Source organism: Micromonospora sp. NPDC020750 (genome assembly GCF_044334565.1).
Lineage (GTDB): Bacteria > Actinomycetota > Actinomycetes > Mycobacteriales > Micromonosporaceae > Micromonospora.
Window position 1 is genome coordinate 126,383 of record NZ_JBIRTH010000013.1, and the last position, 15,941, is coordinate 142,323.

A 15,941-nucleotide genomic window follows, 5' to 3' on the forward strand; every position below is an offset into this window, starting at 1 on the left:
CGAGAGGGCTATGCAGGAACAGGACACCGCGTCACCGTCCCACGTCGGTGCCGCGTTGATGGAGCCGGAACGGGACACGCCGCAGCCGGCGGTGCCACCCGGCGACCTGGCTACCGCGATCACCGCGCCAGGTCGAGAGTTGCTGACCCTCCTGGCTCGGCACCTGCCCCGGATACGGGCCGCGGCGGCGCCGAACGACCGGGACGGCACGTTCCCCGCCGAGACGTTCCGCGGCTTCGCGCGTGACGGCGTGCTGGGCGCGACCGTGCCCGCCGAGCTGGGCGGGATGGGTGTCAGCCGGCTCCACGACGTGGCGGTCGCGCTTCTGCGGGTCGCCGAGGCGGACGCCTCGACCGCGCTGGCCCTGCACGCCCAGTTCAGCCGGGGGATCACCCTGACGTACGAGTGGCGGCACGGCCCGCCGCCCACGCAGGCACTGGCCGAGCGGCTGCTGCGCGCGATGGCCCGCGGCGAGGCGGTGATATGCGGCGCGGTGAAGGACCACGGGCGAGAGGTCACCCAGCTGCGCCCCGACGGTGCCGGTGGTTGGCTGCTGTCCGGCCGCAAGACGCTGGTGACGATGGCGCCGATCGCGACGCACTTCGTCGTCTCGGCCCAGGTGCCGGTCGCCGGGGGATCAACGCTGCTGCACGCCCCTATCGTGGCCCGGGACGCCCCGGGACTCTCCATCGTCGACGGATGGAGCGGCCTGGGCATGCGCGCGTCCGGCACGCTCGACGTGGCGTTCGACAACTGCCCGGTGCCCGCGGACGACGTGCTGGCGCGTGGCAGCGTCGGCGCGCACAGCGACGCGGTCCTCGCCGGGCAGGCGATCAGTTCCATCGCCATGCTCGGCATCTACGCCGGCGTCGCCCAGGCCGCCCGCGACCTCGCGGTGGAGGCGGTCGCGCGGCGGTCGGCCACACCGCCCGCGGCCTCGCGCACCCTGGTCGCCGAGATCGAGGCGCGGCTGTACGCACTGCGGGCCACCGCGTCGGCCGCGCTCGTCAACGCCGACGAACTGTCACCACGTCACGACATGGATCCGGATGAGCGCGGCCGGCGGATGATGACCCCGTTCCAGTGCGCCAAGGTCATGGTCAACCAACTGGCGGCCGCGGTGGTCGATGACTGCCTCACCGTGGTGGGCGGGGCCACGTACGTGGCGGAGCACCCGCTGGCCCGGCTGTATCGGGACGTGCGCGCCGGCCGGTTCATGCAGCCGTACACGTACGCCGACGGGGTCGACTACCTGAGCGCGCAGGTGCTGGGCCTGGAAAGGGACAACAACTACGTGAGCGTACGGGCCACCCGGCCGGCGGACGGCCGGTGACGGGCCGACGTATCGACTCGGCCGTGGCCCGGCTCACCGTTTGACGGCCGGCGTCACCGCGCTTTGCGCAGTCCGGTGCCCGACCTCGTCTCGAAGGGATCCAGGATGATGATCGCGTCGCGGCTCGCGGAGCGGGACGACACCCGGCTGCCCGCACGGCTCGCGCGTTCCCGGCAGGCCGTCGCGACCGGCACGGGCATGCGGACCGAGGACTTCGACGCGTGGCTCGCCGGGCGCCGCCAGGCGCACCGCTTCACCGTCGAGCGGGTGCCGCTCGCGAAGATCAAGGGCTGGTCGTTCGATCCGGACAGCGGCAACCTCGTGCACCGCAGCGGGCGGTTCTTCAGCGTGGAGGGGCTGCACGTCGTGATCGACGGTCGCGAGTGGCAGCAGCCGATCATCGTGCAGCCCGAGGTGGGGATCCTCGGCATCCTGGCCAAGGAGTTCGACGGCGTACTGCACTTTCTGATGCAGGCCAAGATGGAGCCGGGCAATCCTGGCCTGTTGCAGCTCTCGCCGACCGTGCAGGCCACGCACAGCAACTACACCGGCGTGCATCGGGGTGCCGGCGTGCGGTACGTCGAGTACTTCACCCGGCCTGGCCGGGGCCGGGTGCTCGCCGACGTGCTCCAGTCGGAGCACGGCTCCCGGTTCCTGTGCAAGTCCAACCGCAACATGATCATCGAGACCTTCGACGACGTGCCGCCGGACGACGACTTCTGCTGGCTCACCCTGGGGCAGATCGGCAAGCTGCTGCACCGCGACAACGTCGTGAACATGGACGCACGCAGCGTCCTTGCCTGCGCCCCGACGGCTCCCGCGGAGGCGGGCGCGGTGCGCTCCGACACGGATGTGCTGTCGTGGTTCACCAACGAGCGGACCCGGCACGACGTGCGGGCCCGGCGCATCCCGCTCGCCGAGGTGAGCGACTGGGTGCGCACCGACGACAACATCCAGCACGTCGGGAACCGGTACTTCCGGGTCGGGGGAGTGTCCGTCGAGGCCGGGAACCGCGAGGTGACCTCGTGGATGCAGCCGCTGTTCGAGCCGGTCGGCGTGGGTCTCTGCGCGTTCCTGGTCCGCCGCTTCGGCGGGGTGCCGCACCTGCTGGTCCATGCCCGGGCCGAGGGTGGTCTCCTCGACACCGTCGAACTCGGGCCGACGGTGCAGTGCACCCCGGAGAACTACGCCCACCTGCCGGAGCGGGAGCGGCCACCGTTCCTCGACCTGGTGCGCCGTGCCGGGGCGGACCGGATCAAATACGCCGCGGTGCACTCCGACGAGGGGGGCCGTTTCCTCAACGCCGTCAGCCGCTACCTGCTCGTGGAGGCCGGCGAGGCCGAGGCGGGCACCGAGCCCCCGTCCGGGTTCGCCTGGGTGACCCCCGGCCAGCTGAATTCGCTGGCCCGGCATGGGCACTACCTCAACATACAGGCGCGAATGCTGCTCGCGGTCGTCGGCTCGCTGAACGGGCTACTGTAGGTCGGCGCTATCCGGCGTTCTCGGCGAAAGCGTCGACGCAACGCCGCAGCGCGGTGTGCAACGGCACCCGGGGGCGCCAGCCGGTGACCGCCCGGAACCGCGACGAGTCGATCGCGACGTTGTTCATGTCGGTGGCCGCGGCGAGATCGGGCGGCGGTACGCAGACGACGGGCACCGGCGGCCGGCCCAGGCGGGCGCCGACCAGATCGGCGATCGTCCGCAGCACGTCGCCCAGGGGCACGCCGCGCCCGGTGCCGAGCACCCAGTGCCGGCCCGCGAGCACGTCCGCGTGGTCGATCCCGGCGAGGAAGCCGTCCGCGGCGTCGTGCACGTACAGCAGGTCGCGCTCGACCGTGCCGTCGTTCCACAGGGTGAGCTCCTCGCCGGCGAAGGCCTTGCGCACCATGGTGGAGACCACGCCGTGGCCGTTCAGCCGCCCCCGGGGGCTGTCCCCGTACACGGTGGGCAGCCGCAAGGACACGCCGCGGACCAGCCTGGCGGCGGTGGCCGCCTTGAGCACCTGCTCCGCTGTGTGCTTCTGCCGGTCGTAGGCGGTCGTGGGCCGGTCGGGTTCGCTGCCGTCGAGGGGCATCCGCTCCGGCAGGCCGGCCTGCGAGGTGGAGCCCGCGAACACGACCGCGGGCGGCCGCCGGATCTCCCCGAGCAGTTCGACGAGATCGCGCATCACGCCGACGTTCACCCGTTCGGCGGCCGGGTTGCCGGCGGCCTCACGCCAGCCGGCGGTGTGCATCAGCAGATGGACCACCGTGTCCGCGCCGGCCACCGCGGCTTCGAGCCCCGCGCGAGCCGTGAGATCGGCGCACAGCACCTCGACCTCGGCCACGGCGTCGGTCGGCACCGGCTGCGGCCGGCGGCCGACTGTGCGTAGCCGGATCGGCCGCCGGGCGAGGGCTTCGACGACCGCGGCGCCGACGAAGCCCGAACCACCCAGCACCGCGATCAGCGGACGGTCCCCGCCGGCACCGGCGGCGTTCACCGCAGCACCGGGTCGGCGCGGTACAGGGCCTGCCAGTAGTAGCTCCACGACACCGCGCGTTCCCGCGCCACGCACTGCCACCGCTCGCCGGGCCGGTACGCGGACACGAAAGCGGGCACCTTCTCCAGCACCGCCTCGCTGTCGTGGATGTCGATGACGTCGCGCAGCAGCCCGCTGTTCAGCGCCAACTCCACAACCGCGGCGCCCTGCGAGTGGCCGTCCAGCACCTTGTCGAGGTACTTGCCGACCGGGTTGTTGACATAGAAGTGCGCGCAGGTCGCGTCGATGAGCGCGAGGTAGTCCCGCACGGTGTCGGGGTCCATCTCGGCGAACGAGTCGACGTTCACGCACAGATCGAAGCGGGCACCGCGCACCTGCTCGTCCACCTCGTCGATGCCCACGAAACGGATCTTCGCGAACTGCTCCGGCTCCAGCACGGTCCGCAGGTACCGGCGCGACAGCGCCAGCGTGTTCGGCAGGTCGACGATCGTGTATCCGGCGACCTCGTGGTTGGACAGGAGGGTGTGGCAGGTCCGGCCGTAGCCTGCGCCGATCTCCACAATCCGGGCGCCGTCGAGGGGCAGGTTCGCCGCCATGAACTCGACCTCGTGCACCGCCTGCAAGTAGTCGAGGCATACTGATTCGCCGTTGCAACGCACTGAGTAGGGGTCGCCGACCTCGCGGTTGCGCGTGCGGTGCAGCCTCTCCCTGTTCGCGGGGCTGAGCTGCATGCCCAGGGCGAAGGTGAGCGCCTTCAGGTACCGCACGCCGTTGGGCCGCGGGTTCCACAGCGCCAGCTTGAAGTTGACCCCGTTCGACTTGAACCCGGCGAGGTCGGCCACGGCCTCCTCGGTGATGTGCGCCTCGTTGATGTGCAACCACTGCGCGCTCGGGCCGTATCGCCGGTGCACCGGCTGCACCTGCTCGGTCATGACTGCGCCCCCTTTGGCATGCCCTTCTGGCCCTCTCCTGTCGTGTCGTCGTCCGGCGCGGCCGAGGGCCGCTCGGTGCGGTCGGTCATGCCACCTCCTCCGCCCGATCCGGGCGGCGCGCGGCGCCCACGAGCACGTCGTGCTGCAGTTGCCGGAGTGTGTGCGACGGTTCGATGCCCAGGTTCTGGTCCAACGTGCGCTGCAGCTCGCGGTAGGCGTCCAGGGCTTCCGCACGCCGGCCCGCCTCGCTCAGGACGATCATCAGCTGCTCGTGGAGCCACTCGTCGAACGGATTCTCCAGCGCGGCGAACCGCAGCTCGGGGATGAGCTCGTGGTGCCGGCCGAGTCGCAGGTCGGCAAGGATGCGAGTGCGGATCGTCCGTCTGCGCACCTCCTCGAGCTGCCGGATGTACGGGGTCAGCACCGGGCCCGTGGTGATGTCGGCGAGCACCGGGCCGCGCCACAGCGCGAGCGCCTGCCTCAGGCGGCGGGCCGCCCGCTCCGCGTCGCCCGCGGCGAAGGCGGCGGTGCCTTCCGCGCTCAGCCGCTCGAAGGCGAAAGCGTCGATCTCCGATTCGTCGCACCGCAACAGGTAACCCGGCGGGCGGGTTTCGATGAACTCGCCCTCACCGAGCCGGTCGGCGAACCACTGGTACTTCTTGCGCAGCTTATAGATATAGGTCTGCGTCGTGGTCACAGCGCTGCGCGGTGGGTTCTCCCCCCACAGCTCCTGGATGATGCAGCCCCGATCGACCACCTGGTTGGCCCGCAGCAGCAGCAGGGCAAGCGTCCAGCGCACCCGGGTCGCGCTGGGTGTGCTCGGCTTGCCCTGCATCGAACCCTCGAACGGACCGAGTACTCGGAATTTCATTGCTATTTCTTACACCCGCCGCAGCGGGGCGGGCAGCCGGTCGAGTGAGTAGTTGTACGTCTTCTGCTTGGTGGTCAGCACCCGCCGGGTGGCTTCTTGTGCGGGGTGAACGGGCCGGTGCCCTGGTAGCCGCCGTCGCCGATCATGCCGGCCCTCGATCATCCGCACCACAACAGCGTCTGTCACCCGCCCGCGTCCGCCGCGGGTTTCGGCACCTGCGCGCGAGAGCCACCTGCCCCGCCGGTGCACCCAGACCCTCCCGGCCAGGACCAGGGCGGCCACCCGGTCGCCGCAACCACCACCCAACCCGCGCTACGACGTCCACACCGCAGCCACCACGAACGCCATGACACCGTCCGCAAATAAATACGAAGGCTGCCAATCCCCGTCCACGCCGCCCGGGTTAAAGATCAAGTTAGTGCGGCGCGACGAACATAACCCGCTCGTCGGCCTGGATATCGGGGGCGACCTCAAAGGCGTCGGCTCACGTACCTGCCTGCTCAACCCCTTTCGCGCCGCGGGAGCCAGGGTGCCGGGCCGCGCTCGCGCGCCGCTGGTGTCCGTCTGGGAATCCGGTCGAGGGCGGTGAGTACGGCACACCGGAAGATGCGCGCCCCGCGGCGATCGATGAGAATCGCAGCAACGTTCTACTCGTTCGGGGGAATCGCTGTGACAGGAAACTTCACTCGTCGTGCTGTCCTGGGCCTCACCGCCGCATCGGCGGTCGGTGCGGTGACGGGCGTCTCCGGGCCGACCGGAACCGCCGCCGGCAGCACTGTCCGCCGGGGCCGCGGCACGGTCAACTGGAACTCGCTGAGCTGTCACCTCGACGGTGACCTCATTCTGCCGTCGGATTCGCGCTACGGGCAGGCCCACGAGCAGTCACTCGGCCAGTTCGACAACATCAATCCCATGGCCGTCGCCTACTGCCAGAGCACAAGGGACGTCCAGACCGTCATAGCGTTCGCCCAGGACAACGCGGTGCACACCGTTCCCCGCAGCGGGGGGCACAGCTTCGGTGGCTATTCGACGACAACCGGCATGATCCTGGACGTCTCCCGGCTGAACCAGGTCACCACCAACGGAACGCACGCCACGATCGGCGCGGGCACCCAGCAGGTCGATGCGCTGGCCGCACTGACCCCGCACGGGCTGGCCCTGGCCAGTGGCCTCTGCCCCACGGTGGGCGCCGGCGGTTTCATCCAGGGCGGTGGTATCGGTCACCAGACTCGCAAGTACGGCATGGCCTGCGACCGGCTGGTCTCGGCCGACGTGGTGCTGGCGGACCGGCGCCTCGTGCGGGCTTCGGCCCGGGAGAATCCGGATCTGTACTGGGCGCTGCGCGGCAACGGCGGCGGCAACTATGGCGTCGTCACCAGCTACACGCTTGAACCGGTGCGGCGCAGCACCCTGGTTGGTTACAGGCTGATGTGGTTGGAGAGTGACGCGGCCGCGCTGATCGAGAACTGGCAGCAGTGGGTGCTGGCGTCACCCAACGATCTTTCCTCGGTCCTGCTGGCCCGCACCACGAACCTGCCCTCACCCGGCACGCTGGTGGTCGTCTCGGGCGCCTGGTACGGCACCATGGATGAACTCAACCGCCGCATCGACGAACTGGTGGGAATGACCGGCGTGGCGCCGCTCAACCGGTCCGTCCTGGAGAAGTCGGTTCACGACCTCACGATGCAGATCTATGGCTGCGCGGATCTCACCACCGCGCAGTGCCACCGTGTCGGCACCAATCCCGAAGCGCTGAAGCCTCGTTACAACTACTACCGCACCCGGTGCCGGATGTTTGGCTCAGCGGTGCCTCGCGCCGACGTCGAGGACCTCCTGTCGGTCCTGGTCGATCCGGCGCATTCTCGGAACGGGCAGGACCGCATGCTGTACTTCGAGGCCCTCGGGGGCGCCGCGAACGAGCGGGCCCGCACGGACACCGCCTACGTGCACCGGACCACCAAGATGCTGGCCGGCCTCACCGCGCAGATACTCAACCCCACCTACACCGGCGAGGACACGGCGGCGTGCGAGAGTTGGCTCGCGGACGGTTTCGCGGTGCTCGACCGGCATTCCCTGCGCGAGAGCTACCAGAACTACATGGACCCGGCGCTGAATGACTGGCGGACCGCCTATTACGCCGAGAACTACCCCCGGCTGGTGCGCGTCAAGCGGGCCTACGATCCGCACGGGTTCTTCCGCTTCGCCCGCAGCATCGGCTGACCCTCGGTCTGAGCCAGGCCGGCCGGCGGGCCTCGCCGGCCGGCCGAGCCGGACTCAGCAACGAGCGGCAGGCGGTGGTTCGGAACCCGTGAGCTCGACGGTGAGGGCGCTGAGCGCATGCTTGCGAACCTCCACCAGGGCACGGTGCAGCGGCGGATCAAGGGCGCGGGCCGGCTTGAGCTCCAGGTTCGTCTTGATCTCGATGCCCCGGCTCACCGTGATCGGGCTCCGGGTGCAGACGTACGTGGCTGCGGAACCGTCGCACCGGACCTGGCTGGACGGGACAGCCTGGACGACGAGGCTCCACGTGCCCGCAGGTACGGCGTCGAGCTCGTAACGGCCGGAGCCGTCGGGCACCGTACAACGAGCCGGGCGTCCTTGCTGAGCACGCTCGGCGAAGAGGCCGACATAGATGAGCCGCGGGACGTTGTCGCGCGTCCACACCTGGCCGGATATCCGGGCCTGCGACGGCCGCGAGGTCGCCCGGCCCGGCTCGATCGCGCCGTGCCGGGCGAGGCTCCGGAAGCGGGTGGGCGACATGCCGACCCGGCGCGAGAACCGCGAGCTGAAGGTGCCGACGCTGCTGTAGCCGACGTGGGCACAGATGTGCGCGATGGTGAGTTCCGTCGTGGTCAGAAGCTGTTTCGCGCGGTGCAGGCGCATCGCCGAGAGAAATCGGCTCGGTGCCATGCCGGTGACTCGCTGAAAGACCCGGGTGAAGTGGAACCGGCTGAACATCACCGAGCGCGCCAGGTCGTCCATCGTCAACGGCTCACCCAGATGGTCGCGCATCAGCACGACGGCCCGCAGAACCGCGCGCTCGCTCGAGTCGCTCACCGGGCCCCCGTCTTCCACCGCGCTGCCGGCGCCGTTGGTGTCCTAGAGCGGAATGTTGCCATGCCGGTCGGCGCGGCGGGTGCCCGCCGGATCAGGTCGGCGACCCGCAGCCGGGTGTCCGAGGGCTCGATGATCTCGTCCGCCGATGGGACCTCATGGCCAGGGGCGGCAACGCCTTCCCCGCCCGAGTCAGCCGCTGGCCGCTGCGCCCGGCGGCCTGACGCGATTCGGCCTTCCCGGGAGATGTCCGGCCGCCTCATTCGCGGTACCCACCTGCAGTCAATGTGAGGGATGGAGACCGCGGCACCCGCTGGTTATCCTGAGCTTTATCTCGCTCGACCACTGTCATCATTTTTTCAGACAGGAAGGCAAGACCGGGAAATGAAGATTGTTTTTTCCAGTCTTTCAGGTTATGGTCACGCCTACCCGTTGCTGCCGCTGGCCATCGCTGCCCGGAAGGTCGGCCATGACGTCATTTATGCCACTGGCGACAGATTTCACCCGTTGTTACTAGGGCTTGGATTCCGTACTGTGCCGGTCGGAATGCCGATCCGGGAGGCCTTCGGCACTGTTTTCGCGGAGACACCCGGGAAGATCGGGGAAATGACATGGCAGGAATGGCTCGATCCCGCAGTCCGGGTGTTCAGCGAACTGATACCCCGCAGGTTCGCAGCCGACCTGCTGCCCGTGCTGCGGGCGGAGCGGCCCGACCTGGTGGTGTACGAAGCGGGCAACCCGGGAGCCGGGCTCGCGGCGCACAGCCTGGGCATTCCCGCCGTATGCCATTCCCACGCCCGAGCGGAGGCGGTCGACCGAGGAGACCGGTCGCAGCAGCGAGGCATGGAGCTCCTCCGTACGGTCGCAGCCGAGATCGGTGTGGAGCTGCCTGAGGGGCAGTACCTCCTGGGTGACCGATACCTGGACATCTATCCGCCCTCGCTGCAGGAAACCTCGTTCTTGGATCATCCGGAACGGATGTCGCTGCGCCCGGTGCCATTCAGCGAATCCGGCGAGCTACCACAGATCGTCCTGGCCGAGCGGAAACGACCGCTGGTCTACCTGACGCTGGGTACCGTGGTCGGCACGGCCCCTGCCCTGCGCGCTGGTATCGATGGGTTGTCGGCATTGGACGTCGAGGTGGTGGTGGCAGCCGGGCCGAACATTTCGGTGGCCGAGTTCGGTGTGCTGCCCGGTAACGTGCACCTCGAGCGCTGGTTGCCGCAGGCGGAACTGCTGCCGCTGGTCGATCTCGCCGTGCACCACGGCGGCTCCGGGGCCACCCTCGGCGCGGCCGGTGCCGGGGTACCACAGCTGTTCCTGCCCGTCGGGTTCGACGGCTTCCTCAACGCCGGCGCGGTGTCCGCCGCCGGCGCCGGGAGGCGGTTACTGCCCGAGGGAGTTGAACGGGGGGAAGACCTTCGCCGCGCTGATGTCGTCTCCGCCGCAGCCGTCACCGAGGCAGCCGGCGGACTGCTGACCGATCCCGATGCCAGACAGGCGGCCAAGGCCATCGCCGAGGAGATCGCCGCCATGCCAAGCCCCACGGAAGTCGCGGCCCGGCTTCCCGAGTTCTGTTGATCCGGTCCGGGATCCGGCTTGACATGACCTCCCGTCCTTACCGGAGCTACCGCTGCCCACCGAAAAGGCGTCGTAATGAACTCCGAGCACTTCAAGGCCGTTGAGCGTCTGGTCGCTGTCGCAGCGGGCAATGAGGCACACGTCTCCGCCGCTGCGGAACAGATCGGTTGGCAGATACCTCCGCCTGTCTGTTCACCGAATGGGCAGAACGGTGCACACCCGATACCCTGCACAGAGAAATTGACCTGGGGAGCCACGCACACCGAAATGGTGGGGAGCCGTAATTTCCTGGTACCGGAGATCCTGACCGCGTTGGAGGGGATCGACGCCGAGGTGGTGGTCGCCGTGAGCGCCGCCGACCGGGAGCCCGTGACGGCGACCTCACCGAACGCCCGGATCAAGGTCGGGCTGCCGTTGCACACGCTGCCGCCGACGTGCGACGCGATCGTGCACCACGGCAGCTCGGAAACGATGCGGACCGCGGCGTCCGCCGGTGTGCCTCAGGTGATTGTCCCGATCTCCATGGACCGCGCCGAGATCGCCCAGCTCGTGGCCGACTCAGGGGCCGGAACGCACGTGCCGCTGGCGGCTGCCGAAACGGCTTACCTCAGCGCCGCACCGACCCGGGCCCTGTCGGACACGACGATGAGGAAGTCGGCCGAGTCGCTACGCCAGGAGATGCTCGCGGCACCTTCCCCGTCCGAGGTCAAAACGCTCGAAGAGTTGGTCTGAGAGGTCATGGTGAAGGCTCTCGTGTTGTCCGGCGGCGCTGGCACCCGGTTGCGTCCGTTCACTCACAACAGTCCTAAACAGCTGGTGCCGGTGGCAGGCAAGCCCGTTCTCCTGCATGCCCTCGAGGCGATCACCGCGGCTGGCATCACTGATGTCGGCATCATCGTCGGCGACTCGGGCAAAGCGATAGCCGAGGCCGTCGGTAACGCGTCCTACCTGGATATTTCGGTCGAGTACATCGTGCAGAGCGAGCCGCGCGGCTTGGCGCATTGCGTGCTCATCGCCCGGGATTTCCTCGACGCCGACGACTTCGTGATGTATCTCGGTGACAACATCTTCGTCGGCGGCATCGGCTCCGCCGCTTCCGAATTCCGGCGGACCCGGCCGGCCGCGCATCTGGTCGTGACGAAGGTCGCGAATCCGTCGCAGTACGGTATCGCCGAGCTGGACGGCGCGGGCAGGGTCACGCGGCTGCAGGAGAAACCGGCACACCCGAACAGCGACCTCGCGGTGACCGGAGCCTACTTCTTCACACCGGAGATCCACGAGGCGGTCCGCAGCATCGAGCCGAGCGGACGTGGCGAGCTGGAGATCACCGACGCCATCCAGTTTCTGATCGAGCGTCGGCGCCGCGTGACCGCGCAGCTGTTCCCCGGTCACTGGGCGGACACCGGCACCCTGGGCGACCTCCTGGAGTGCAATCGCGTTCTCCTGGAGGCCATCGCGCCCGCGACTCACGGGCTGGTGGACCACCGGTCGCAGATCTCCGGTCCCGTCATCGTCGAAGCGGGGGCGGTCGTGCGGCGATCGACGATCATCGGCCCGGCGATCATCGGCGCCGGTAGCGTCATCGAGGACAGCCGGGTGGGGCCGTTCACCTCCATCGGCCGAGGGTGCCAGCTACGCGCGGCGGACGTCGAGTACTCCATTCTGCTGGACGACGCGTCCGTGTTCGATGTCAGCGCCCTCGCTGGTTCGATCATCGGCAAAGGGGGTCAGGTCCGTCGCGCACGAAAGGACGCGGCGGCCCACCGCCTGTTGATCGGCGACGACAGTCACGTCGAGGTCTCCGCCTGATCGCCGATCGACGCCGAGGAGGACGACGACATGCGTGTTCTTTTCACCACGACGCCGCTCACCGGGCACTTCTTCCCGCTGGTGCCGCTGGCCTGGGCGTTCCGGATCGCGGGTCATGAGGTGCTCGTCAGCACCTCGGACAACTTCGTGGACCCCGCGCTGCGCTCGGGCCTGCCGGTCGCGGCGACCGGCCCGGCAGCGGATCTCACGGAGATCGGCCGAACCGGACGGCCCTCGGACCCGGACGCGGTGATCGACCGGCGTCACACCCACGGGCGTACGTTCGCCCGCATCGCCCGGCAGAACTTCGCGGGAACCCGGAGCCTCGTCGACTCGTGGCACCCCCAACTGGTCGTCAGCGAGCGCGCCGAGTTCGCCGGTCCGCTCGCCGCCTTGGCTGCGGGCATCCCCTGGGTGCAGTATCACTGGTCGGTGTCCCAACTGTACGAATACCGGGACGCCGGTGCGGAGGAGTTCTCGGCCGAGCTGCACGACATGGGATTCGCCGGGATCCCTGCCCCGCACCAGGTTCTCAACCCGTGGCCGGTCAGCCTCCGGTTGCCGCACGCGTCCGAATACCTGGGGCTGCGTCACGTCGCCTCCAGCGGGGAGGCTCCCATTCCGGACTGGGCGTTCCGCACCCCCGACCGACCGAGGATCTGCGTGACGCTCGGCACCGTCGTGCCCCGGGCCGCGGGCAACGATGCTTCCGACTTCATGCTCACCATGCTGGACCACCTGGCGGCGCTGGATGTGGAACTCGTGGTGGCCGTCGACGACGACATCGCCGCACGCTGGCGCCGGCTGCCACCCGCCGTGCTGCACGCCGGCCGCATCCCCCTCGGCAATGTGCTGCCCTCCTGCGCGGCGATCATCCATCACGGCGGGCAGGGCACGGCCCTGACCGCCGTCGCGGCGGGGCTTCCTCAGCTGGTCCTGCCGTGGTTCGACGACCAGTTCGACAACGGCATGATGATTGCCGAGTCGGGCGCCGGTCTCATGCTGTCCCCGCCGGAGACCACGCCGGGAGCCGTGGTGCACAGCTGCGCCCGGCTCCTGGAGGACGAGAAGCACATCGACACGGCAGCCACCCTGGCCCGGGAGATGGCCCTGCTGCCGCTCCCTTCGGCCGTCGTCGAACGCCTCACCGATCTGTGACGCAGACCAGAGGCCGTACTACTCAGGCAAGCACAAGAGGCATGACGTGAACGTGCAGGTCATCGTCGACGCCGCCGGCCGGCTCGTGTGGGTCTCACCGGCACTGCCGGGCTCCGCGCACGACCTCACCGCCGCCCGCATCCACGGCATCATCGACGCGCTGACCAGCGCGGACGTGACGACCTTCGCCGACAAGGGCTACCAGGGCGCTCGGGGCAGCCTGCGCACGCCGTTCAAGCGGCGCCGCTTTCCGGCCGAAGCTGTCACGCCGACAGAAGGCGGTCAACCGCGCGCACGCGAGAATCCGCGCCCGTGGCGAACGCGCCATCGCCACGCTCACGACATGGAAGATCCTGGCCAAACCGCGCTGCTGCCCACGCCGCGCCACCGCGATCGTGCAGGCCATCCTCGTCCCGCACCACGTCGAAGGCATTCAGTCTGCGGTCGAAGCGATATCACCGCGACGTCTGCGGCGTCCGGCTCCTCCCCCCGGCGGGGACGACCGGTCCGGCTCACCATGGACGATTCAGGGGCTCCACGCGGAGAAAGGGACTTCAATGCAGGTTGGTCATGGGGTGCTGAGATGAGGATTCTCGTCACCGGAGGTGCGGGCTTCATCGGCTCCCACTATGTCCGTTCGCTGCTCGACGGTGCCTACGACGCCGGGTATGAGGATGCCCGGGTAACGGTCGTGGACAAGCTGACCTATGCCGGAAACCGCGACAATCTGCCGGCCCATCACCCCCGGCTGCAGTTCGTGGAGGGCGACATCTGCGACAGCCCCCTGCTGGCAGAGCTTCTCCAGGGGCATGACGCGGTGGTCCATTTCGCCGCTGAGACACATGTCGACCGTTCGCTCGCATCGGCGTCGGAGTTCGTCCGGACCAATGTCTGTGGCACCCAGAGCGTGCTCGAGGCGTGCCGTCGCGCCGGCGTGGGCCGGGTCGTGCACGTGTCGACCGACGAGGTGTACGGCTCGATCAGCGAGGGCTCGTGGACCGAGGAGTGGCCGCTGCTACCCAACTCCCCGTATGCCGCGTCCAAGGCGGCGTCCGACCTGATGGCTCGGGCGTACTGGCGTACGCACCGCCTCGAGGTCTGTATCACCCGATGCTCCAACAACTTCGGCCCGCGTCAGCACCCGGAGAAGCTCATCCCGCTGTTCGCCACCAGCCTGATCGAGGGCAGGCCGGTTCCGCTGTACGGCGACGGCCGCAACGTCCGGGAGTGGCTGCACGTCGACGACCATTGCCGGGCCATCCAGCTCGTGCTCACCCGAGGCCGGGCGGGTGAGGTCTACAACGTCGGTGGGGGCAACGAGCAGACGAACCTGGCGATCACCGAGCGGTTGCTGGAGCTGACCGGCACCGACTGGTCGATGGTTCGCCGGGTTCCGGACCGTAAAGGGCACGATCTGCGCTACTCGATCGACGAGACCAAGATTCGCGACGAGCTGGGCTACACGCCGCGGGTGGAGTTCGAGCAAGGGCTGGCGGACACGGTCGACTGGTATCGGGACAATCCGGCCTGGTGGAAAGCCGTTCAGATGCGTACGGCCGGCTCGGAGCCGTTGCCGGCGGTCGAGTGACATCCGCGTCCGCTCGGCCGGCGGGCGTGGCGGAAGCGCTGCCCGGGCCGCTGGAAAACGGTCGCTAACGCCCGCTTCGGCCGGGACGGCGACGATGGCGGCGGGCAACCGCGATGACCACCCGCGCCGAGTGACGCCGACGGGCCGGGACTCACACCGTGACGCAGATTGCGATGAACGTGAACGGCGATTGGCATCTGATCATCAACAGTCCGATGGGCAAGCCACAGCGGACCGACGCACGCGCGGTCCGGAGCATCTGACGTCTTCGCCCGCCCCAGGAGTTCGAAGCCAGCGACCTCAAGATGTTCCCCATCGACAGGGCAGGGTGAGGCGGCGGCGGGGTTGATGTGGGCGCGGCCTCGTCAGGCTGGCGGTGCAGGACCGGCCCATGCTTCCAGGGCGGACGCCGGAGCTGGGTGGCGAGGATGGGCTGGTTGTCCTTGATGGTGAACAGATAATGGGCGCGGCGCTGCTCCACGAGGTAGGCAGCGTAGGCGCGTTGTGCGCGCATGGCGTCGGCGGTGATCACCGTGTCGGTCAGGTTGATGTCGGCGATCTGGTCCAGCAGGGGCGCGAACCCAACGATCCCGTTGGCCTTCGCGCCGATCCCGGGCGGCGAGGGTGACCGCGACGTGACGCACGGCGGAGAGGATGAACACGCGGCTGCCGTCGGGGCGTCCCGCTGCGCGTAGACGCTTGCCGTCCACGGCGATGGCGGCGCGGCAGGTCAGTAGTGCCGGCGCGGTGAGTGCGACGCTGTTCCCGCTCAGGCACACCATCCGGTGTCACCGCCGTGGGTCCGGATCGGGTCCGCGGCCAGGTGCCCGTACTGGCGGTGGTCAGCACGGCCGGTTCGATCCTGCCGTAGGCATCACGAAGGGTCCGTTCATCCGGGACCCGGTACTGGCCGGTGAACGGGTTGCCCAGGCGGGCCGACTCCTGCGGATCCCAGCGCCGACCCCACCCCGCGATCACGGTCAGCGAGTTCCAAGCGCCACGGCCCGATCGTAACGGTTTGGCCCTGCGTCTATGTTCGTTGTGGTGTTCGGCTGGGTGGGGTGGTTGTGGGTTTTGTCAGCCGAGGTTGCGTAGGTCGGGGAGGACTTGTTCGGTGAAGGTGGTGAGGAATCGTT

The 15,941-nt window shown here is 69.1% G+C and carries 14 protein-coding genes and 2 pseudogenes; 10 read left to right on the forward strand and 6 right to left on the reverse strand.

Going from position 1 to position 15,941, the window contains the following annotated elements; translation table 11 throughout:
• The first annotated feature begins 10 nt into the window (after positions 1-10).
• Positions 11-1,333 carry an acyl-CoA dehydrogenase family protein gene (locus ACH4T9_RS29600; protein ID WP_396674510.1) on the forward strand — a complete coding sequence of 441 codons (1,323 nt, stop codon included), beginning with the start codon at positions 11-13 and terminating at the stop codon, positions 1,331-1,333.
• Between the two features lie 105 nt (positions 1,334-1,438).
• On the forward strand, positions 1,439-2,815 hold the full coding sequence (locus ACH4T9_RS29605; protein ID WP_396674512.1) for an NDP-hexose 2,3-dehydratase family protein: 1,377 nt from the start codon (positions 1,439-1,441) through the stop codon (positions 2,813-2,815).
• A gap of 7 nt (positions 2,816-2,822) precedes the next feature.
• Here ACH4T9_RS29605 and ACH4T9_RS29610 read toward each other — a convergent pair whose 3' ends face one another.
• From ACH4T9_RS29610 to ACH4T9_RS29625, 4 genes are all read right to left on the reverse strand, one after another.
• Positions 2,823-3,812 (reverse strand): NAD-dependent epimerase/dehydratase family protein, encoded by a 990-nt coding sequence (locus ACH4T9_RS29610; protein WP_396674514.1) that lies wholly within the window; start codon positions 3,810-3,812, stop codon positions 2,823-2,825.
• On the reverse strand, positions 3,809-4,744 hold the full coding sequence (locus ACH4T9_RS29615; protein ID WP_396674516.1) for a putative sugar O-methyltransferase: 936 nt from the start codon (positions 4,742-4,744) through the stop codon (positions 3,809-3,811). The genes ACH4T9_RS29610 and ACH4T9_RS29615 overlap by 4 nt, the downstream gene beginning before the upstream one ends.
• Positions 4,745-4,829: 85 nt before the next feature.
• Complete coding sequence (locus tag ACH4T9_RS29620) at positions 4,830-5,615, reverse strand: BTAD domain-containing putative transcriptional regulator (RefSeq protein WP_396674518.1); 786 nt, start codon at positions 5,613-5,615, stop codon at positions 4,830-4,832.
• A gap of 9 nt (positions 5,616-5,624) precedes the next feature.
• Positions 5,625-5,801, reverse strand: coding sequence for a hypothetical protein (locus tag ACH4T9_RS29625; RefSeq protein WP_396674538.1), 177 nt, complete (start codon positions 5,799-5,801; stop codon positions 5,625-5,627).
• On the opposite strand from ACH4T9_RS29625, the pseudogene ACH4T9_RS29630 reads away from it, so the two are divergent.
• Positions 5,780-6,022 (forward strand): annotated as a pseudogene (locus ACH4T9_RS29630) (transposase); the annotation flags it as partial. The gene ACH4T9_RS29625 and the pseudogene ACH4T9_RS29630 sit on opposite strands and share 22 nt — an antisense overlap.
• Before the next feature lie 262 nt (positions 6,023-6,284).
• Positions 6,285-7,835 (forward strand): FAD-binding oxidoreductase, encoded by a 1,551-nt coding sequence (locus tag ACH4T9_RS29635; RefSeq protein WP_396674520.1) that lies wholly within the window; start codon positions 6,285-6,287, stop codon positions 7,833-7,835.
• A gap of 54 nt (positions 7,836-7,889) precedes the next feature.
• Here ACH4T9_RS29635 and ACH4T9_RS29640 read toward each other — a convergent pair whose 3' ends face one another.
• Complete coding sequence (locus ACH4T9_RS29640) at positions 7,890-8,672, reverse strand: AraC family transcriptional regulator (protein WP_396674522.1); 783 nt, start codon at positions 8,670-8,672, stop codon at positions 7,890-7,892.
• A 291-nt stretch (positions 8,673-8,963) separates the two neighbouring features.
• On the opposite strand from ACH4T9_RS29640, the gene ACH4T9_RS29645 reads away from it, so the two are divergent.
• The 6 genes and pseudogenes from ACH4T9_RS29645 (at position 8,964) to rfbB (ending at position 14,805) form a co-directional block, all read left to right on the forward strand.
• Positions 8,964-10,250 carry a glycosyltransferase gene (locus ACH4T9_RS29645; RefSeq protein ID WP_396674524.1) on the forward strand — a complete coding sequence of 429 codons (1,287 nt, stop codon included), beginning with the start codon at positions 8,964-8,966 and terminating at the stop codon, positions 10,248-10,250.
• Between the two features lie 75 nt (positions 10,251-10,325).
• Entirely contained in the window at positions 10,326-10,982 is a 657-nt protein-coding gene (locus ACH4T9_RS29650; protein ID WP_396674526.1) for a nucleotide disphospho-sugar-binding domain-containing protein, read from the forward strand.
• A gap of 9 nt (positions 10,983-10,991) precedes the next feature.
• On the forward strand, positions 10,992-12,059 hold the full coding sequence (locus tag ACH4T9_RS29655; protein ID WP_396674536.1) for a glucose-1-phosphate thymidylyltransferase: 1,068 nt from the start codon (positions 10,992-10,994) through the stop codon (positions 12,057-12,059).
• Between the two features lie 30 nt (positions 12,060-12,089).
• Positions 12,090-13,217 (forward strand): nucleotide disphospho-sugar-binding domain-containing protein, encoded by a 1,128-nt coding sequence (locus ACH4T9_RS29660; RefSeq protein WP_396674528.1) that lies wholly within the window; start codon positions 12,090-12,092, stop codon positions 13,215-13,217.
• A 1-nt stretch (position 13,218) separates the two neighbouring features.
• A pseudogene (locus tag ACH4T9_RS29665) lies at positions 13,219-13,645 on the forward strand (transposase family protein); the annotation flags it as partial.
• 155 nt (positions 13,646-13,800) lie between these two features.
• The gene (gene rfbB, locus ACH4T9_RS29670; protein ID WP_396674531.1) at positions 13,801-14,805 is read left to right on the forward strand and encodes a dTDP-glucose 4,6-dehydratase; all 1,005 of its coding nucleotides are present in this window, start codon (positions 13,801-13,803) and stop codon (positions 14,803-14,805) included.
• A 151-nt stretch (positions 14,806-14,956) separates the two neighbouring features.
• On the opposite strand, the gene ACH4T9_RS29675 is transcribed toward rfbB, so the two are convergent.
• On the reverse strand, positions 14,957-15,337 hold the full coding sequence (locus ACH4T9_RS29675; RefSeq protein WP_396674534.1) for a hypothetical protein: 381 nt from the start codon (positions 15,335-15,337) through the stop codon (positions 14,957-14,959).
• Positions 15,338-15,941: the final 604 nt, after the last annotated feature.